Raw genomic sequence first — 18,410 nt, 5'->3', positions numbered from 1 at the left:
ATGAAACTTTTTACCCTTTTTGATCGTTTAATTAGTAGAAGGCGGGATTGGTTTTATGATCGAAGATGTTTGGGCCGCTCTGATCGTTATGGCCTTTTCTTACGCATTGGGCAGCATAACTGGAGCTTATTATGTGGTTAAATATTTGGCTAAAGAGGATATAAGGTATATAGGGAGCGGGAATGCAGGGGCTACCAATGCCGGAAGAGCATTCGGGAAGACTGGGTTTTTGCTGACCATAGCAGTTGATGCGGGAAAGACATGGGGAGCTTTATTTGCAGCTGGACTCTTGTTTGAAGGTGATGGTGTATACATTCTTAGCGCTGTTTGCGTGCTCCTGGGCCATCTTTTTCCAATTCAGCTGGGGTTACATGGCGGAAAAGGAGTGGTTGTCTATCTGGCTTCTGCCTTGTATCTGGAGCCTCTGACGATAGCAATCATGGCCATCACAATGGGAATTATGTATGCATCTCTTCGAAAGTATACATTATCGGGTTTTATCTCGATGGCTTCAATTCCAATAACAGCCTGGGTGATTGGGGATTCATTCATTATTGCGGCAGGACTGCTGCTGATGCTTATCATTGTCCTAATTTCCCATACAAATTTCATCATGCCTAAGCATAGGAGGTAAAATATGAATATTATCTGCAAAATCGCAGCCGATCATGATGAATTTGAACAAATTCATCAGCTGAACTATCAGACATTTGTGGAAGAAATTCCACAGCATAAGCAAAATGAAAATCAGGTCCTAATCGATAAATTTCATGAAGAAAATACATATGTGATTGCCAAGGCTGGCGAGGAAGTGGCAGGAATGATCGCCATTCGAGCGAAAAGGCCATTTTCGCTTGATTACAAACTTCCTAATCTCGAAGACTACTTGCCTGTTAAGGGGGAATATTGCGAGGTACGCCTGCTGTCAGTCAAAAAAGAATACCGCAGCACCCGTGTTTTTTATCAGCTTTGTGAAAAGCTTGTGGAGCTTTGCCTTGAAAAAAATTATTCGATGGCCCTGATCTCGGGGACGGTCAGACAGCTGAAATTGTATAAGCGGATTGGCTTTTTGCCTTTCGGTCCTCTGACAGGAGAGGAGGGCGCCCAATTTCAGCCCATGTACTTAACAAAAGAGAATTTCGAACGTTCAACAAAAGTTTTCAAACGCTTAATGGACAGAAACTCAGAGCAGTCCGGGCAGCACTCTTTTTTGCCGGGACCAGTCTTTATTCATGAGAAGGTGAAAAACGCTTTTGCCAAAGAAGCCGTATCACATCGCAATCATGACTTCATTGAAGACTTGAAGGAGCTGCGTTCTCACTTATGCAGGGTGACAGGTGCCTCTTATGCACAAGTTATTGTCGGGACGGGAACACTTTCGAACGACCTTGTCGCTGCCCAGCTGAAAAACATGGAGGGGATTGGGCTGATACTCGCCAATGGTGAATTTGGCTATCGTTTAATTGATCATGCAAGAAGATTTCAATTATCTTTCCAGACGATTGAAAAAGACTGGAATGAACCAATCCTGCATGAGGAAATCGCATACATGCTGAAAGAAAATCCTTCTATAAACTGGGTCTGGACGGTCCATTGTGAAACCTCAACAGGGTATTTATACGATATTAGCAGAATTCAGGAGCTATGTGTGAAGCATGGTGCCGAGCTTTGCGTGGATGCATGCAGTACAGCCGGAATCATTCCGCTTAATCTAAAAGATATTTATATGGCATCCTCCGTCAGCGGAAAAGGATTTGGCTCGTACCCGGGGCTTGCGATTGTATTCCATAGAGACAGAATTAAAGGGAACAGCAGTGTTCCCAGATACCTGGATTTAAAGATGTATGAGGACAATGAAAGCATTCCTTATACCCATTCTTCCAATCTGGTCTACGCATTAAAAGAGAGTATAAAGCTGATAGATTATGAAAAGATAAACAGATTGTCTTTCAAAGTAAGGGAGAGGCTTGCAGACAAGGGTTTTTCCGTTCTGGGCGGGGACGATTATTCGCCAGGCATCCTTACTGTCCATTTGCCGGAGGGCGTTTCCAGCAGGGAATTTGGCGACTTATGCAAACAGAAAGGAACTCTTCTAAGCTATGAAAGCGGGTACCTGCTTGAAAGAAATTGGGTTCAGGTGGCTCTGATGGGGGCGCAGGAAGAAGAGAAGGTCATGGCTTCTATTGATGTAATGGCAGGTATTTTCGAAAAACACTATGAAAAGCGGTATGATTATGAAGTTATTTAAAAAGCTTCCTTCCATTTGGGCTGCCGTTATCTTAATCTGGATCAAGACGGCTGCTGTATCCTTTATCGGATTCAATTTGCACCCGGAGAACTGGACAGATATTTTATTTATGCTATTAAGCCCTATTGGGGCCATTATGGTCATTCTCGGAATTCCTTATTACTTTAAGCGAAAGGCCAAACCGGGAGCTATTTTTGCAGCGATGGCAGTTTTGACCGGCATTCTTTTTGGGGACCTACTATATTATCGCTTTTATACTGATTTTGTAACCGTTCCGATCCTTTTTCAGTTTAAAAATGTCGGAGGAATAGGACCGAGTACTTTTGAATTGATCAGCCCATGGGATCTTCTGTTATTGGCTGATCTGGTTGTTTTTTGGCTTTACTATTTAAAAAGGAAATCAGCAGGTGAGCAGGTTACATATAAATCAAAAAGGCTTTATGGTGCTGTCAGTCTTATGTTTGTTCTAATAACCATCACTCTTGGCTTGGTGAAAGTGCCTCATTTATTTTCGGAATCCTATAATCGCCAGCAGCTTGTTAAGCATATAGGCTTGTATCAGTATCATCTATATGATTTTGGAATCGCTGCAGCAAACCCGCTCAACCGCGCTTTTGCCAGTGCAACAGATGCTGAGGCTTCTGCTGAGTATGTGCAATCACATGAAGATAAGCCATCAGATTACTTTGGTGCCGCAAAAGGTATGAATGTTGTTTTGATCAGCATGGAGTCCACACAGAATTTTGTGATCAACCAGAAGGTGAATGGGCAGGAAATAACGCCTTTCCTTAATTCACTGATTGAAGACAGCTTTTATTTCAGCCGGGTCTATGATCAGACAGCACAGGGCAAAACATCGGACTCGGAATTCATGGTTGATACGGGCCTTTATCCTTTGTCCAGCGGCTCGGCATTTGTCCGGAGAACAGAAAACGCTTATCGGAGCCTGCCGCATATATTAGCTGAAAAGGATTATTACTCAGCCGTTTTCCACGGGAATGACGCTTCGTTCTGGAATCGGGAGGCCATGTATGATTCCTTAGGATACAATCGTTATTTTTCAAAAGCCGATTATATGGTGAGTGATGAGAACTCAGTGAACTACGGGATTAAAGATATTCCATTTTTTCAGCAATCCATTCAGCATCTGGGTAACCTGCAAAAGCCTTTCTACGCAAGGTTTATCACATTAACAAACCATTTTCCGTTTTTGCTGGAGGAGGAAGATCAGTTTATTCCTGAGGCCAGCACCAGTGAAATGGTGGTCAATCGCTATGTCACAACCGTCAGATACCAGGATGAAGCCATTAAAACCTTCTTCCAGGACTTAAAAAAGAAGGGACTCTATGAAAATACGATGTTTGTATTGTATGGCGATCATTATGGCATCTCTGACAAGTATGAGCATGGTGTGCTTGAACTGCTGGGGCAGGAAGATACGATTGTGAACCGCATGCAGCTCCAGAGTGTGCCGCTGATTATCCATGTGCCGGGTGTGGAGGGCAAAACGTTCTCGAACCTTGGCGGGGAAATCGATATCAGGGCAACGATTCTTCATCTGCTCGGCATAAGTGCTGATGAAAATTTCAGCTTCGGGCAAAACCTGTTTACAAGGGATCCCTATCATCCCGTTACCTTCCGGGATGGAAGTTTCATAGCGAAAGACTATTTGTACAAATCCGGTAAATGCTTCGATAGTAAATCGGAAGAAGAAGCGGATATTACAGGCTGTGAACCTTTAATGGATATCTCCAGGAAAGAGCTCGGCTTTTCTGATGATATTGTGCATGGGGATTTAATGAGGTTTATGGAAAAAAATAGTAAATAAAGAGAGAATTGCAAGGAATCCGTTTTTGACCGCTAAGAGAAGTGATTAGTATTACGGTATTTTAGGAATGCTGCCAATAGGCAATAAGGTTCATTGAAAAGAAAATTTGCGTAATATTATTAAGGTGGTTCCAGCTATTCGCTGGAGCCATTTTCTTTGCAGATTCGTGAAAAATCTTCATCTGCTTTGTGCTACTTAATCTATTCTAAAGTATGAATATTTTGGGAATTTTTTATAAAAAAACTGAGCCAGAAGAGGGAATTCAAAAAAATGAATCTTTCCCCAATTAACAAATAGATTTCTTAATCAGGATGATAATCCATGCATTCTTTCAAGTATTGCATATTTTAAAGTAAATGGGACAAGGAGGTGATTTAGATGTCATGTGGAAGAAGAAGATTTGATGATGTAGCAGGTGCATTTGATCGTGATGACAGAAGAAGAAGAGATATTGATGTGGATAATGTGTTTATCCGTGCGAATAGGGTTATTGTTGTCGAGGATGATAGAAGAGATCGCAGAAGAGATGATGATGATAGAAGACGGAGAAATAGGTGTCCTTGGTAAACTGAATTTAAGGGTTTGGTCAAAGCTGTTGAGAATTTGCTATCTCAACAGTTTTTTCATATTAATTAAGTCCTGCTTCGTTTTCTAATAGTATGTCATATACTCAGAGGTGCACGTCCAGGCAGAATTTATGGCTTTTCGATGTAAAATCTTGGCTGCAGCAAATCGGAGAAAAATAATATTATAATAAAGAAGGATCCAGCTTGCATGTTGTTAAGCTGGCTGAATCCCCATGCATTTTAATTTAGTTTTATGCTTGCCTTATATAGAAGAAATGGATCGATAGATGCGTTTGATTGTTTCCATGTGCATCGCTTCATGATAAAAGCCAAATAGAAATGCCTCTCCAGTTGTGTGGAAAGTTATTCCACCGCGATTTGTATAGGGGCTGGGAAGTTTTTGGTGAAGATGACCATGAAGAAATGTCTTTATTCTGGGTTTTTGTTCGGATAAGACAGATGCAATTTCCTTGAATGAAGGCGGTGATTCGGTCCAATCGGCAGGCTTTGTTCCAGCGCCAAATAACCGTTCATAGTTCATCGGGACGTTCATTTCTTCACCTGATATTCCAAAGACCAGCTTTTCCTGTACAAATGCAATATGACCGAAATTCCAGCGGATACTATTGCTGAACCCTTCGGGAATGATATCAGAAATTTCTTCTGGAATACGTATGATCGATTTTTCAGTTATGCCCCGCACTGTTTCCATATGGCTAAAAATAGTCTGTTCCAAGAAACTCACCCTCCATTTCATGCTCACTGCATAAAGTTCTAGGCATACACTTCATTTTCCTACATCTAAAATTATTTTTATCTTTGAAAATTAATAACCTTAAGTCTCAAGTCCTATAATCATATACAGCGCAGGCTTCTTAACCAAAAAGACGTGTCTCTTTATTATTAAAATATAATCATATTTTTGATAAGGAGATACGTTATGTCTAATCAAAAAATCTATATACTCCTTACGGATACCGGAACGTTATTTACGCGGCTTATTAAGCTTTACACAAAAAAGCCTTATAATCATGCTTCTATCTCAATTGATCTTGAATTAAAAGAAGTGTACAGTTTTGGCAGGAAAACGGCGAAAAATCCATTCATAGGCGGTTTTGTTAAAGAAAATATCCGAGGAGAATTTTTTAGTAACTCAAGGTGTACAGTCATTAGCTGTTCTGTTACAGATGCACAGCAGCACAAGCTTAAAGCATTCATAAACAAGATAGAATCAGAAAAAGACGATTACGGCTATAATCTGCTGGGGCTATTTGCGATCATGTTTAATAAGCAACTTTTAAGAAATAATGCTTTTTTCTGCTCTCAATTTGTAGCAACTGTCTTACAGAGGAGTGAGATTGTCCGTTTTACTAAACCGCCCTCACTTGTTATACCGCATGAGTTTTTGGAAATGGAAGATTTTCATATTGTTTTTCAGGGAAACCTGAAAGAGTATTTTCTGAATATAGACAGCCGGACTATAGATATAAACACATACTTTTCATCCCATGGCCAGGAACAGTTCGGACAATCAATGGCCATTTCCTAATGTGCTGCAATAATTTCGATTCTTTTTATACGCTAAAGGTGTCATATTCATAGACTTGCGGAATTTTTCAATAAAGTAACTGCTGCTGTTGAATCCTGCTTTAAAGGCAACTTCTGTGACATTCGAGTCTCTTTCTTGCAGCAGGGGGAGACTTTTTTGTATGCGATAATGAATCAAGTAGTTAATGGGTGTCGTCTTTAAGATTTTTTTAAAGTATCTGCAGCATTCAGAATTACTCAGCCTGCCGGCTTTGGCAATATCAGCAAGAGTAACTTTTTCAGCGAAATGCTGATGAATCCAATTCAGCATTGCCTTCATCCGCATATGCTTTTCAACTTCAGTCTGGCTGTATTCCAATTGAAATCCGTTCCTGATTAACTGCTGCCAAATGAATGTGAGCAGACTGGTTATGTTAATCTCGTAAAATGGAGGATTGTCATTAATTAATTTCTTGATTTCTATGATGCTTTCTAATATGCTTTTTCCCCAATCCTCGCTGCGGTTCAGAATGATGTATGGAAGATTTGTTGCTGATATATATGGATAAATATAACTGCTGTATAATTCCTGGGGAAGCAGGAAATGAGGGGAGACATTTAAACAAATATAAACGCAATCTCCGTTTAAGTCCTCGGCCGAATGGAGACAGCCGCTATTAATGAAAATGCCTTCACCTTCTTTAACTGCCAGTTTTTCCTCATTGATTTGGACAATAGCTTCGCCTTTTACTGAAAGGATAAATTGAATCTCCTCATGCCAGTGCAAAGGGATTTTGCCTTGGATATTATCTGCAATCTTCGTTTCGTAGCAGGCGACAGGCATCACCACCGTCCTGTGGCTCGTTAATTCCTTCAGGCGTTCATCCACTTTAAAGTCTTTAATCTGCAAAAAAGCCACCTCAATATTGTTATACTTTTTTATGATATCCAGCTATTTTTATCACAGAATTTGGTTTATTATAACACTATTATTATATTTAAGGTGGAATCAACATGAAAGGACGTTCAAGGAGTACGGGTTTATTGCTTGTTATTTTTGGGGCTTCATTCTGGGGAGTTGGCGGAACAGTTGCCCAAAAGTTATTTCAGGAATTTGGAATCTCTGTTGATTGGCTTGTCACAGCCCGGCTTCTGGTCGCAGGTGTTCTTCTTTTGGCCGTTCAATTTTTACTGAAGGATCGCTCACAGGTGTTTGGAGTGTGGAAAAATAAAAAAGCAGCTACCATGCTTTTGATCTTTGGCCTGGCGGGAATGCTGGCCGTACAGTACACCTATATGGCTTCCATTCATCATGGCAATGCGGCTGTTGCCACGCTGCTTCAATATCTGGCACCAGCTATGATTATCATTTATCTGGTCCTGCGTAAGCAAACGGTGTTTACAAGACAGGATTTGGTGACCGTGTCCCTTGCTTTAGCGGGGTGCTTTCTTCTATTGACAAATGGTTCTGTTTCTCAGCTGTCCGTACCGTCACCTGCGATTGTATGGGGAGTTCTATCTGGTGTGGCACTGGCGTTTTATACGTTGTATGCCGTCCCGCTGCTCAAGGAATATGATTCCCTTGTTGTAGTTGGCTGGGCGATGGTGATTGGCGGATTTGCATTGAGTTTCATCCACCCCCCATGGCAAATGGATTTTAGGAGCTTAACGGCTGAAGGTTACCTTTATTTGGTCTTCGTTATTATTTTTGGAACGATGCTTGCCTTCTGGTTCTATATTGAAAGTCTCCAAACGCTGTCTCCAACGGAAACCAGTCTTTTAAGCAGCCTCGAGCCGCTTGCCGCAGTATTTACTACGGTTATCTGGCTGAACGAACCATTCGGACTATATCAATGGGCTGGTACTGCCTGTATCTTTGGCATGATTCTGCTGCTGGCTTTGAGTAAGAAAAAACCGGCAAAAACCAGTGTTTCTGCTGAAAATGAAGAACCATTAAGAGTGAGCTGAGAGCCAGTCCCTTTCGCAGGGGCTGGATTTTTCTTGCTTAGGCTTGGGTGCGGCAGGACATGATTTCTTTGAGGAAATTTGGTATTCGCTCATAAACCGAAGGAAATCGCTCATAAAATAAGTTTTTCGCTCATAATCCAAAGAAAATCGCTCATAAAATAAAATTTTCGCTCATAAAAAACAAAAATCGCTCATAACAACTGCCATTTCAAATTTTAATAAATTCTCCGCTGTAATTTTGCCCACACTAAGCATTATATTTTCCTAAATTTATTTCGGTTGTTAAAATAAAGTCAATTCTTCATGAAGGAGATTATAAAATGACCAATTTACAAATACCTGTTTCTGTTTTAAACCTTGCCCCAATACGGGAGGGGAAGGACAGCAGGCAGGCCATCGAAGATCTTGTTGATCTGGCCCAGGCAACAGAGGAAATGGGCTACAAACGCTATTGGATAGCGGAGCACCATAATACCCCGACACTGGTTAGTTCTGCCACGGCAATTTTAATAAAACATGCATTGGAGCACACTAAAACGATTCGCATAGGCTCCGGCGGAATAATGCTGCCGAACCATGCGCCATTAGTGGTTGCCGAGCAATTCGGCACGATGGCAACCATTTATCCGGATCGGGTCGATTTGGGCCTCGGAAGGGCACCTGGCACGGATATGATGACGGCTAATGCGCTTCGCCGTTCAAAAAATGATTCTGTTTATACATTTCCTGAGGATGTGAAGCAGCTGCTGACATACTTTGGTCCTTTAGAGGAGCAGAGTTATGTAAAAGCACACCCGGGGGTTGAGACGAACATTCCTATTTATATCCTTGGTTCTTCGACAGATTCAGCGTATTTGGCTGCTGAGCTGGGGCTTCCATATGTGTTTGCTTCACACTTTGCTCCAAGGTGGATGGAGGACGCCATCCGGATCTACCGTGCCAACTTTAAGCCTTCACAATATCTGGATAAGCCATATATGATGATCTGCTTAAATGTCATTGCTGCAGAAACGGATGAGGAAGCTGAATTCCTGTCAACCACTATGAAACAGTTTTTCCTGAATGTTGTCAGAGGAACTTCCATGAAATTAAGCCCTCCGGTCGAGGATCTGGACTCTATCTGGAACCCAATGGAGAAGGAAGCGGCAGAGGGGATGTCGAGCGTCACCCTGATGGGCAGCAAAGAAACAGTCAAAGGGCAGCTGGAGCAGTTCCAGAGTATGTATAATGTGGACGAAATCATGGCGGTTTCTTATATTTATGATGAAGAAAAACAAAAACGTTCTTATGAAATATTGAAAGAAATAACAGACGGCAATTGAGCGGGGAAATATTCCCCGCTTTTCATTTGTATTTTGTTAAAGTTTTAAACTGCAATAACTGTCTAGCTCCAGCGCCTACCCCCTCGAGGTCACAAGCCAATCCTCCCAAAAAGGCAAAGAACGCCTTCCTGTGAGGCTCGGCTTGTGCTTGTCGGGGGTGGGCAAGGCGCTTCCGCTTTTCATATTTCTCGGGAAAGCGCAGGATTAGACTATTCTTGCGCGCAGCGGTCGTATCATGGCTTTTATTGCCGAAAAATGAAAATCCCTGTTTTAATCTATGGCTTGCTGTTTGTAGAGTGCGGGATTGGCTGCTGTATTCAAACTCTGTGCAGACGCCCATAAATTCGCCAGGAACCGAGGCATCATTTGCTGTGAAGGAAGAGTGCCATATCTGGAAAAGTAAACAAACAGCTTCAAATAAGTTCTTGCATTATTCGGCAGGTGAATTTCCCTTGCGTAGTATTCATTTTCTGTATAGGTTGCAAAAGAACGGGTTTCAAAGCCGGAAATAAACCGGGTGATCTCTCCTTTGTATTCATTTTGAATGTAATGGATCCTTTTTATTATTGTGGGGTCATCTGAGCCATCATAATTAGCAAGCCTTGCCTGCCTGGATGCTGGGACAGATGACAGGTTATCTGTAAGAGCAAGTGCATGTCCGTACGCTTTGTCATGACCTTCATAAAGAGCCCGGATATCTGCATTTTCCATTAAATCCACTAAACGCAATTCCACATTTTTTAAATAGGGCGGCCTGAAAATCTGCCTGGAAAGCTTAAGCTCATCAAATGAATCACATACAAATGAAGTGAAAAAATACCACTGGCCATTGTCATCCAGGCTGATATCATAATCCTGCCCATCAATTTCTACCCTGTAATCATTAAAACGGTCTTTACGGTCGAACGTAAAATCAAATTGTTCTCTTTCTGCTGGTTTAAACCCATATGGAGTTTGAATCGGTACACAAATTTCTGAGAAGTATTGGTTTTTCATGCTGACTCTCACCTTGCATTTCTTTTATTCTGCTATAGAAAATACCCTGCAGATTCTTTTATCATGCCAAAAAAAGAGGATAATTTTCTTTAGTTATACAAAAATAATAAAAATCGAATGGAAAGGACATTGAGTATGAAAAAATGCATTTTTCTTTTCCTCAGTCTCGCAGTGTTCTGGCAATTGAATTGGAGCGCTGCACATGCCGAAAACAATCCCCGCAATATTTATGATGTAAAACAAGGGGATACCTTGACATTGATTGCAAAAAAATACGGATCAACTGCAGGGGACTTAAAACTATTTAACGGCCTGCAGTCAGACAGGCTTTTAATCGGGCAAAAGCTTCGTGTCCCGATCATGTACAAAGTGGCACCCGGAGATACACTCTGGAAGCTGGCGGAAAAATATGATTCAAGTGTGGCAATTATTAAGGCAGCAAATGGACTATCCTCCAACGCTATAAATACCGGGCAAAAACTAAAAATTATCCCAAAAAAGTTAGCCATGGATGGAAAGTTCGTCCTCATGACAAGAGAGGAATTCCAGGATTGGATTTTCAATCAGAAATTTACGAGAAAAGTGGCGAAGGTTCAGCAGCATCACACCTATCAGCCATCATACAAACAGTTCAATGGCACAAATCATTTTGCGATCATGAAGGGGATGGAGGAGTATCATGTTAGCGGCATGAAGTGGAGCATGATCAGCCAGCAGCTGACCACTTTCCCCGATGGAAAAGTGGCTGTGGGAAGGCCGTTCGATGTGGCTCCTGAAGGATCATTCGGCCTGCAGAATAAAGAAGCGATGCATAAAATCGAAGCAGATGCGATAGCGATCGAAAATCTCGGTGATTTTGATTCCAATCAAATGACGGCTGAACAAAAAGACACTATTGTGACCGTTACAGCTCTCCTGATGATGAAATATGGCCTGGCGCCATCCATTGACAGCATCACCTATCACCATTGGTGGGATATAAACTCGGGTGAGAGGGTGCTGGATAACAGCCATGGGCATGCCGTAAAAACCTGCCCCGGCACTGAATTTTTTGGCGGGAATTCGACTGCCAGCGCTAAGAAAAACTTTTATCCTCTGGTCAGAAAAAAAATGCAGGAGATCAGAGCAACCCTGCATTAACATAGAAAACCCGCAGACAAGGTGCGGGTTTTTCTCATCGCTTCTTCCTTTTCTTTTTATCATCCTCTGCTGCTAGCTTCGCTTTGTTAACACTTTCAAGCTCTACCTGTACATGAATTTTACTTTCCTCTACTGACGTGACACTGGTTACTTTGCCTTTGCGTCCTTTGATTCTGACCTCTTCTCCTTCATTTGGAACACTTTTGCGGAGCTGATTTAATAAAACATTTTTCCCATCAAGATAATACACTGTAAACATTCTCATCTCACCTTTGTCTATGGAATGTGGTACAAGTTCCTGCACCATTTCTATAAAATATAGACTTAGTGATAAAAATAGACCCGTTTTTTAAAAAATAGTTGCGAACATTTGTTCCTCGTAGTAAAATCAAACTTGCAATAAATGTTAAGAAAAATGAAAATATTAGGGAGCTGATGAAAATGACAGTAAGAGTGATTCCTTATTTGGTGATGGACGGAAATGCGAATGAAGCAATTGAATTTTACAAAGAAGCGCTGGAAGCGGAGGTTATGTATAAGCAAACATTTGGAGAAGGTCCCGATAACCCTGAATATCCGCTGCCTGAAGAAGCAAAGAACCGAATTATGCATGCAACTGTAAAGGTTGGGGAGAACGAACTAATGTTTAGCGATACATTCCCGGGCCAGAATCATCAAACAGGAAATCAGGTGACCATTTGCCTTTCAACGTCAGATCCTGAAAAATCGAAGAAATTTTATGATGCACTTAAGCAGGACGGGGAAGTGACGATGCCTCTTCAGGAAACATTCTTCAGCCCTGCATATGGAAGTGTCATCGACAAATTCGGAGTGCATTTTCAAATCTATACAGAGGGCGAGCATTGATTCGGGCAGAAAAATAGCAACCCTCTACAAAATAGGAGTTAATTGATGAGCATCGTTAATTATCTTGGCTGTAATTCTATATTGCCAGCTAGTGGTCCTGAGAGTGATAATGAAATCATTGTAGGTGACTTCTTCTCTGATGAAGAAATGAGAGCAGAGGTACATAAACATTTATCAGCAAAATATATCTACGAAGTAACTTCCAGGCAGCACGGCAGTATTTGGTTTTATAAATACTACAAACAGTCTTATCCAAAAGGTCACGAAGAAGGACAAAAAGGTTTTAAATCACTATGTGCTTTTTTAGATCAGCACCTTGCATCAGGAGATTATTGTGAATTGTATACCTGCTGGGTTGGCGACGAATCGGAGGAACCTGAATACAAAGACTGTATTAACCTTCATGACTTTGATATCGAAAAAATTGAAGTGGATGAAAAATCTTTGCTTGTCATTAACAAATAAATGTTTGGATGAGCCATTCCTCTATGGATGAGGAATTGGCTTATTTTTAATGAACCACATAGTTCAGTTCATTGTCATAGATATCTATTTGAGAAAAAGAGGGCGGATTTTAATGATTATAAAACCAAAACAATACATAGTTAAAAATTTGAACTATATGATAAGATCTGCTGTCGAGGAAGATGCAAAGGAACTTTCTAAAATAAGGGTGCAGATTGATGGCGAAACGGAGAACATGGACCGGGAAGCAGGTGAAGCATATATAGATGAAACAGGCTTTATAGAGTTAGTTAATAAAGATTCGATTAGTGACCGGAATATATTCCTGGTTGCTGAGGTGAATGGAAGAATTGCAGGCTTCTCCAGGAGTGAAGGCAGTGAACTGAAACGAAGCAGACACAAAGTGGAATTTGGTGTATGTGTGCTCAAGGAATTCTGGGGCTTTGCAATTGGAAAAAACCTTTTAGCTCAGTCTATTCAATGGGCGGACTCTAATCAAATTAAGAAAATTACCTTAAATGTCCTTGAGACAAATGAGAAAGCAATTAAGCTATACGAGCAAAATGGCTTTGAAATTGAAGGGGTATTAAAAATGGATAAGCAGCTGTCTGATGGCAACTATTACAGCACCATGGTAATGGGAAGAATTAGTGAATAACTATAAGGTGAATATTTTACTCAAACAAATGAAGATTTAATCCATAAAACACTGCGTGGACGCCAAAACTTTAGGGGCTGCCCTGATACAAATCTCAGTTTCTATACTTATACACCGGAACTCCCTCTCGTCAATCCTAAACTTCGTACCCATTATTTATTTATTGAATATAATTTAACATATGTCAGCTAAGGAGTATGTTATGGACAATCAACTAAAAGAGATAATCGGGGCCGCTTTAGCTGCCATTGGTACAATCATTTCAGCTGTCTCAACCATACCCGCAAAGTCAAAAAAAATGGAAAAACTATTTGATGGCCTCGATATTGTGGGGAATAGCCTCCAGGCAACAGGAAATGCTCTCGAAGCAGACGGACAGAGTGAACCATCTCTTGAAAAGGCCGGCAATGAAATACAGGCTATTGGAAACATTACAGTCATTGCTGGATTAATTTTAGATTTAGAGGAAGAAAATGAAGATAAATTAGTGATTGCAGGGAACTGGATTCAGGCACTTGGCGGGGCAACCGCACTTGGAGACGAATTTGAAGATCCCACTGCAGCAGGACAGCTATTTAATATATACGGCAACCTGCTTCAGGCTATTGGCAATTCCCTGCAGGCAATAGGGGGGACTATCAATCTCAGGGAAAAAGAGAGGGGAGAATCTGGGGATAGCGCAAATAATATTATTGCCGCAGGAAGCTGGATACAGGCAGTTGGTTCTGTTTTATCACTGATTGGCCAGCTTCAAGAGGAGAATCAGGAGATTTCTTCTGGAAGCAGTGATGAAAGCGATGATCTGAACTCAAAATCTTTTGTCGCTAAAGAAAAAGTTAATTAGAGAGGGGTAATCATGTATCTGGAAGGAGATGATCTATTAACTGTCGGAGCTTATTTTCTGGTTGCAGGCACATTTATTTCTGCGATTGGTGAAACCATGAAGCCGGATGTAAACAATGTGAACAAAAAATTAATACGGGACGGAAACGGTGTTCAGGTGGTTGGCAATAGCCTCCAGGGATTTGGAAGGATAAGCCTAGCTGAGGGAAATGAAGCAGCTAATTTATATGGAATTATTGGGAGCTTTACGCAGGCAGGCGGGAATTCCATCAACACGGCAGCAAATAATATTGAAATTCAAAATCCATCAATTTCTGTGTCAGGCTTTAATTCACTGGGCAGTACCATTCAATCCATGGGTGCAGCATTGGAAGCTGCGGGAGTTGAAAACGATGAAAACAATCTGCTCAGCAATCTAGAAACTCTGGGTTACTCATTGATTTCGGTATCTGCTATCCTCGACGCTATAGGAATTCTTATAGAAGATGAAAAGAGCATTCAAAAAAGAGTCCTGCTGGCTGCAGGAGGATGGCTTGAATTCATTGGTGCAGTTCTTGGCGCATATGTGATCATTCAGGCAGGTGAATAAGCTGCATATTTTGCAAAAAAAGAGAAAAAGCATGGTTATCATTGTGATATCAGGTGATATTTGTCGACTATCAATCTGCTAGCAGTTGATAAAAATGTGCTAATACGTCGGATTCTGCCAGATTTCAAGCCGAAAAATAACCTGGAATCTCACTTCTCCAGGCCATCCTTCAAGCTTTCAACAAACTGCTTCAAACAAAATAGCAGCACCAACTCCGCCTCCGCTTCCAATGGCAGCTAATACATATTTGCAGGAACGTCTTCGCTGCACATCATAAAATAATTTTGTAACCAACACAGCACCTGACGCTCCATAGGGGTGGCCAACTGTTAAAGCCCCTCCATTAACGTTCAGTTTTTCATATGGAATGGAAAGCTCATTGGCACATGCTGTAATTTTTGAGGCGAATGCTTCATTAATTTCTATTAAATCAATATCGTCAATGGTTAAATAATTTCTTTCCAGGATCGACTGTATGGCTGGAACAGGCGCAAATCCCGGATAGTTGGGGTGTACACCAGCAACGGCACTATCAGCAAAACGCAGAATGGGTTTGTAGCCATTTTTAATTGCTGTTTCTTCCTCCATCACCAAAACAGCAGCTGCCCCGTCATGGATGCCGCAGCTGTTGGCTGCTGTTACAGTGCCATCCTTTTTAAATATTGGTTTGGCTCGTTTTAATAGAGTATCCATTTTTCTTTTTTTAAAAAACTCTTCATCATGTGAATGGCTTCCAAAGGGAATCAGCTCGTCTGCCAGGAGTCCACTTTCAAAAGCTTTCCAGCTCCGTTCATAGCTTAATAGTGCATATGTATCCTGAGCTTCCTTTGATATGCTGCACTTTTCGGCTACATTTTCCGCTGCGGCACCCATATCAGGGTCTCCGATTTTGTCGGGGGAGAAGCGGGCTCTTTTGGTAAATGGGGAGGTGCTGGCACTTTCTGTACCACCTGCTATATAACAAGTACCTGCACCTCCCTGGATAAGATAGCTTGCCAGCCTAATGGCTTCAAGACCCGCACTGCATTGCCTGTCCAGCGTTAAACCCGGGACGGAAAGAGGGAGTCCTGCTTCCAATGCAGACAAGCGGGCAATATTGCCGCCAGGTCCCACGACATTGCCTAAAATGACATCATCAATTTTTTCTTCCAGGCCTTCCGCCAGATATTTTAGCAGCGGGGCAGCAAGTTCATGCGGCTCATAGTTTTTAAGCATCCCATTTGCTTTTCCGATAGGTGTTCTTTTTGCTTGTACAATCACTGCTCTCTTAATGGCTGTTCACCTTCCTTTCGAGGGATTGCCTCAGCTCCGCGCGGGCAATTTTTCCGCCGGCTGTATAGGGCATTTCCTCAGTGAAAATCCATTTGCGGGGGATTTTGTAGGAGGCCAGATGATTTTTGCATAGGCGCTTTAACTCAAGGGCATCTGTTTTGCCTTTTATAATCGCTACTGCTATTTGGCCCCAATATGGATCCTCCATTCCAATCACAGCAGCCTCCTCAACAGCAGGGTGTTGGCTGATCACTTTTTCAATTTCTTCTGGGAAGATATTAATGGCACCATATAAAATTATGTTTTTCTCCCGCCCGCTGATAAATAGGTATCCTTCTTCATCAACAAAGCCCATATCATCAACAGTTGCCCAGCCATCTTGATCCTGTATCGTATGTATTGCGCCATTTAATAGGTAACCATCGAAAATAAGATCGCTCCTGACATATATTTTCCCGATTTCATAGGGAGCGAGCTTATCACCCTTTGTACCTCTGATTTCGATTTCAACTCCATGGCAAGGCTTCCCGACTGATTCCGCCTTTCGGACTTCTGCATGAAAGGTCACATAACTTAATTCGCTTGCCCCATAAAACTCAGTCATGGAAAGCTTAGGAAACATTTTGCTGATTTCCTGTTTTGATTCTTCGTCCCATTTTGCTCCCGAAGAAATAATTTTGACCGGCTTCTCTATGATTCTTTTTTCTTTTAAAATAGCTGACACCATTGTCGGAACTGTATAAAGTGCGGTGATTGGCTGCTCCTCAATACACAATAGGGCCTGGGCTGCATTGAATTTATCCAGCAGGTAAACTGTTCCGCCTGTACACAGGGTACTAACCGCGCCATACAAAAAATGAGAGTGGATGAGTGACCCTGGAATCAGGACATGTTCCTTTTCATCCATTTTAAAATCATGCTCATTAACCCTGAAGCTGGCAGCCCAGGATCTTTGGGAGCGGATAAATGCCTTTGGACTGCCGGTCGTACCTGAAGTAAAACCCATATAAAATGGTTTGTTGCTTTCAGAATCGATGTTAAACGAATTATTTTGTCCGCCAATCTTCATAAATGCATCATCCCAGACGAGTACGAAAGGGTGCATGCTGGAAACCTGGTCATAGTATTCTTTAACTGTGACTATAATAGAAGGGCTGGAAATCCTGATCCGCTCATTAAGTTCCTCGGCCTTCCATTTAAGATCGTAAGGAACAGCTGTCCATCCAGCCATGGAGGCACCTGTGAATAATTGCAAAAATGGAATCCCATTTGGCAGAAGAAATCCCGCTGTCTTATTTTCAAATGAAAAAGACTTTAGCCAATTGGCGGTTTTGCATACGAGAGTGTTCCAGTCTTTATAGTTTAAAGCCTCGTCTTTCGTAATAATTGCTGCTTTATTCGGCGAACCTTCGGCGAACTTCTCTATATTTGCTGTAATATTCATCATGGATTTGGACATCTCCTTATGGAAAAGGAGACACTTTAAAGTGTCTCCAGAGATTTAGAAAATTGCTTATTGATAATCGGATGCTTAAGCAGTCTGAATACCAGGAATGAGGCAAGAGTGGCTTTCAATACATCTCCCGGGATATAAACCAGGCTTAATTTAATAGCTTCTGACAGAGGAATATTCATCATAAAGGCCTGTACCGGAATGCCAAACAGATAGATTAGGAATATTCCGACAGTCAGATTTATAAGAAGGATATTCATTAATTTTAAAGTTTTGAAGTATGAAAGTAAATAGCCGATAAAAAAAGCTGTTACCGGGTAGGAAATTAAATAGCCGGCGCTGGGACCGAAGAAAACACCAATGCCGCCGCGTCCGCCCGATAATAATGGAGCTCCGGCAGCAACCAGCAGCAAAAACACGGCCATGCTGATTCCGCCAAGTCTGGCACCTAAAATACCGCCTGCCAAAAGGACACCGAGTGTCTGTAAGGTAATCGGAACGGGTGTAAAAGATAGCATGATTGGTGGAACAAGCCCGAGTGCTCCCATTACTGCTGCAAATAAAGCCACGTATGTCATCTCTTTAACTTTCATAATACCTCTCCAATTCAGATTAATAGGTTAACTGTTTTTATTTTATGGTTAACAAAAATGTTTGTCAACCTGAAA

Annotated in this window: 20 protein-coding genes; 13 read left to right on the top strand and 7 right to left on the bottom strand. The window is 41.6% G+C overall.

All coding sequences use genetic code 11. The features are described 5' to 3' along the window. Nucleotides 1-55 precede the first annotated feature (55 nt). From CE058_RS01575 to CE058_RS01560, 4 genes are all read left to right on the top strand, one after another. Complete coding sequence (locus tag CE058_RS01575) at nt 56-634, top strand: glycerol-3-phosphate acyltransferase (protein WP_163139848.1); 579 nt, start codon at nt 56-58, stop codon at nt 632-634. A gap of 3 nt (nt 635-637) precedes the next feature. Then, entirely contained in the window at nt 638-2,248 is a 1,611-nt protein-coding gene (locus tag CE058_RS01570; RefSeq protein ID WP_163139846.1) for an aminotransferase class V-fold PLP-dependent enzyme, read from the top strand. Further along, entirely contained in the window at nt 2,235-4,076 is a 1,842-nt protein-coding gene (locus CE058_RS01565; protein WP_163139844.1) for an LTA synthase family protein, read from the top strand. Before CE058_RS01570 ends, CE058_RS01565 begins: the two co-directional genes overlap by 14 nt. 378 nt (nt 4,077-4,454) lie before the next feature. Beyond that, a complete protein-coding gene (locus CE058_RS01560; protein WP_048009257.1) occupies nt 4,455-4,643 on the top strand; it encodes a hypothetical protein in 189 nt (62 codons plus the stop codon). Between the two features lie 261 nt (nt 4,644-4,904). Here CE058_RS01560 and CE058_RS01555 read toward each other — a convergent pair whose 3' ends face one another. Next, the gene (locus CE058_RS01555; protein WP_163139842.1) at nt 4,905-5,378 is read right to left on the bottom strand and encodes a DinB family protein; all 474 of its coding nucleotides are present in this window, start codon (nt 5,376-5,378) and stop codon (nt 4,905-4,907) included. Between the two features lie 204 nt (nt 5,379-5,582). Between CE058_RS01555 and CE058_RS01550 the strand changes: the two genes are divergently transcribed. Continuing rightward, on the top strand, nt 5,583-6,191 hold the full coding sequence (locus CE058_RS01550) for a hypothetical protein (protein WP_163139840.1): 609 nt from the start codon (nt 5,583-5,585) through the stop codon (nt 6,189-6,191). Here CE058_RS01550 and CE058_RS01545 read toward each other — a convergent pair. Beyond that, nucleotides 6,174-7,079, bottom strand: coding sequence for an AraC family transcriptional regulator (locus CE058_RS01545; protein WP_163139839.1), 906 nt, complete (start codon nt 7,077-7,079; stop codon nt 6,174-6,176). The two genes, CE058_RS01550 and CE058_RS01545, sit on opposite strands and share 18 nt — an antisense overlap. Before the next feature lie 104 nt (nt 7,080-7,183). Between CE058_RS01545 and CE058_RS01540 the strand changes: the two genes are divergently transcribed. Together CE058_RS01540 and CE058_RS01535 are read left to right on the top strand one after the other, a co-directional pair. Then, nucleotides 7,184-8,137 (top strand): DMT family transporter, encoded by a 954-nt coding sequence (locus tag CE058_RS01540; RefSeq protein WP_048009261.1) that lies wholly within the window; start codon nt 7,184-7,186, stop codon nt 8,135-8,137. Nucleotides 8,138-8,457: 320 nt separating this feature from the next. Beyond that, nucleotides 8,458-9,459: an LLM class flavin-dependent oxidoreductase gene (locus CE058_RS01535; RefSeq protein WP_048009262.1), complete on the top strand. Its 1,002-nt coding sequence runs from the start codon at nt 8,458-8,460 to the stop codon at nt 9,457-9,459. Between the two features lie 270 nt (nt 9,460-9,729). Here the strand turns inward: CE058_RS01535 and CE058_RS24950 are convergent, their stop codons facing one another. Continuing rightward, the gene (locus CE058_RS24950) at nt 9,730-10,455 is read right to left on the bottom strand and encodes a hypothetical protein (protein WP_231593979.1); all 726 of its coding nucleotides are present in this window, start codon (nt 10,453-10,455) and stop codon (nt 9,730-9,732) included. 258 nt (nt 10,456-10,713) lie between these two features. Between CE058_RS24950 and CE058_RS01525 the strand changes: the two genes are divergently transcribed. Next, nucleotides 10,714-11,595, top strand: coding sequence for a LysM peptidoglycan-binding domain-containing protein (locus CE058_RS01525; protein WP_048009291.1), 882 nt, complete (start codon nt 10,714-10,716; stop codon nt 11,593-11,595). A gap of 34 nt (nt 11,596-11,629) precedes the next feature. Here the strand turns inward: CE058_RS01525 and CE058_RS01520 are convergent, their stop codons facing one another. Beyond that, nucleotides 11,630-11,854 (bottom strand): hypothetical protein, encoded by a 225-nt coding sequence (locus CE058_RS01520; protein WP_048009263.1) that lies wholly within the window; start codon nt 11,852-11,854, stop codon nt 11,630-11,632. Nucleotides 11,855-12,036: 182 nt separating this feature from the next. On the opposite strand from CE058_RS01520, the gene CE058_RS01515 reads away from it, so the two are divergent. The 5 genes from CE058_RS01515 (at nt 12,037) to CE058_RS01495 (ending at nt 15,017) form a co-directional block, all read left to right on the top strand. Then, nucleotides 12,037-12,462, top strand: coding sequence for a VOC family protein (locus CE058_RS01515; protein WP_048009264.1), 426 nt, complete (start codon nt 12,037-12,039; stop codon nt 12,460-12,462). 45 nt (nt 12,463-12,507) lie between these two features. Continuing rightward, nucleotides 12,508-12,927 carry a hypothetical protein gene (locus CE058_RS01510; protein ID WP_163139837.1) on the top strand — a complete coding sequence of 140 codons (420 nt, stop codon included), beginning with the start codon at nt 12,508-12,510 and terminating at the stop codon, nt 12,925-12,927. Between the two features lie 112 nt (nt 12,928-13,039). Beyond that, nucleotides 13,040-13,585 (top strand): GNAT family N-acetyltransferase, encoded by a 546-nt coding sequence (locus CE058_RS01505; RefSeq protein WP_163139836.1) that lies wholly within the window; start codon nt 13,040-13,042, stop codon nt 13,583-13,585. Between the two features lie 202 nt (nt 13,586-13,787). Continuing rightward, nucleotides 13,788-14,429: a DUF6944 family repetitive protein gene (locus tag CE058_RS01500; RefSeq protein ID WP_163139834.1), complete on the top strand. Its 642-nt coding sequence runs from the start codon at nt 13,788-13,790 to the stop codon at nt 14,427-14,429. Nucleotides 14,430-14,441: 12 nt separating this feature from the next. Then, nucleotides 14,442-15,017: a DUF6944 family repetitive protein gene (locus CE058_RS01495; protein ID WP_163139833.1), complete on the top strand. Its 576-nt coding sequence runs from the start codon at nt 14,442-14,444 to the stop codon at nt 15,015-15,017. 177 nt (nt 15,018-15,194) lie between these two features. Here CE058_RS01495 and CE058_RS01490 read toward each other — a convergent pair whose 3' ends face one another. The 3 genes from CE058_RS01490 to CE058_RS01480 are packed head-to-tail and all read right to left on the bottom strand — an operon-like array spanning nt 15,195 to nt 18,335. After that, entirely contained in the window at nt 15,195-16,289 is a 1,095-nt protein-coding gene (locus CE058_RS01490; RefSeq protein WP_048009269.1) for an acetyl-CoA C-acyltransferase, read from the bottom strand. Then, nucleotides 16,285-17,736 (bottom strand): AMP-binding protein, encoded by a 1,452-nt coding sequence (locus tag CE058_RS01485; RefSeq protein ID WP_163139832.1) that lies wholly within the window; start codon nt 17,734-17,736, stop codon nt 16,285-16,287. The genes CE058_RS01490 and CE058_RS01485 overlap by 5 nt, the downstream gene beginning before the upstream one ends. A gap of 35 nt (nt 17,737-17,771) precedes the next feature. Then, nucleotides 17,772-18,335, bottom strand: a complete 564-nt coding sequence (locus CE058_RS01480; protein ID WP_048009271.1) for a biotin transporter BioY — start codon at nt 18,333-18,335, stop codon at nt 17,772-17,774. Between the last annotated feature and the right edge of the window lie 75 nt (nt 18,336-18,410).

Source organism: Bacillus sp. 22-7 (genome assembly GCF_010628845.1).
GTDB classification, from domain to species: Bacteria; Bacillota; Bacilli; order Bacillales; family Cytobacillaceae; genus Cytobacillus; species Cytobacillus firmus_B.
This window is presented reverse-complemented; position numbering and strand designations above follow the sequence as displayed.

Coding starts and splice junctions, on each gene's coding strand:
- CE058_RS01575 (WP_163139848.1), top strand. CDS start 56: ATGATCGAAGATGTTTGGGCCGCTCTGATCGTTATGGCCTTTTCTTAC.
- CE058_RS01570 (WP_163139846.1), top strand. CDS start 638: ATGAATATTATCTGCAAAATCGCAGCCGATCATGATGAATTTGAACAA.
- CE058_RS01565 (WP_163139844.1), top strand. CDS start 2,235: ATGAAGTTATTTAAAAAGCTTCCTTCCATTTGGGCTGCCGTTATCTTA.
- CE058_RS01560 (WP_048009257.1), top strand. CDS start 4,455: ATGTCATGTGGAAGAAGAAGATTTGATGATGTAGCAGGTGCATTTGAT.
- CE058_RS01550 (WP_163139840.1), top strand. CDS start 5,583: ATGTCTAATCAAAAAATCTATATACTCCTTACGGATACCGGAACGTTA.
- CE058_RS01540 (WP_048009261.1), top strand. CDS start 7,184: ATGAAAGGACGTTCAAGGAGTACGGGTTTATTGCTTGTTATTTTTGGG.
- CE058_RS01535 (WP_048009262.1), top strand. CDS start 8,458: ATGACCAATTTACAAATACCTGTTTCTGTTTTAAACCTTGCCCCAATA.
- CE058_RS24950 (WP_231593979.1), bottom strand. CDS start 10,455: ATGAAAAACCAATACTTCTCAGAAATTTGTGTACCGATTCAAACTCCA.
- CE058_RS01520 (WP_048009263.1), bottom strand. CDS start 11,854: ATGTTTACAGTGTATTATCTTGATGGGAAAAATGTTTTATTAAATCAG.
- CE058_RS01515 (WP_048009264.1), top strand. CDS start 12,037: ATGACAGTAAGAGTGATTCCTTATTTGGTGATGGACGGAAATGCGAAT.
- CE058_RS01510 (WP_163139837.1), top strand. CDS start 12,508: ATGAGCATCGTTAATTATCTTGGCTGTAATTCTATATTGCCAGCTAGT.
- CE058_RS01505 (WP_163139836.1), top strand. CDS start 13,040: ATGATTATAAAACCAAAACAATACATAGTTAAAAATTTGAACTATATG.
- CE058_RS01500 (WP_163139834.1), top strand. CDS start 13,788: ATGGACAATCAACTAAAAGAGATAATCGGGGCCGCTTTAGCTGCCATT.
- CE058_RS01495 (WP_163139833.1), top strand. CDS start 14,442: ATGTATCTGGAAGGAGATGATCTATTAACTGTCGGAGCTTATTTTCTG.
- CE058_RS01485 (WP_163139832.1), bottom strand. CDS start 17,736: ATGATGAATATTACAGCAAATATAGAGAAGTTCGCCGAAGGTTCGCCG.
- CE058_RS01480 (WP_048009271.1), bottom strand. CDS start 18,335: ATGAAAGTTAAAGAGATGACATACGTGGCTTTATTTGCAGCAGTAATG.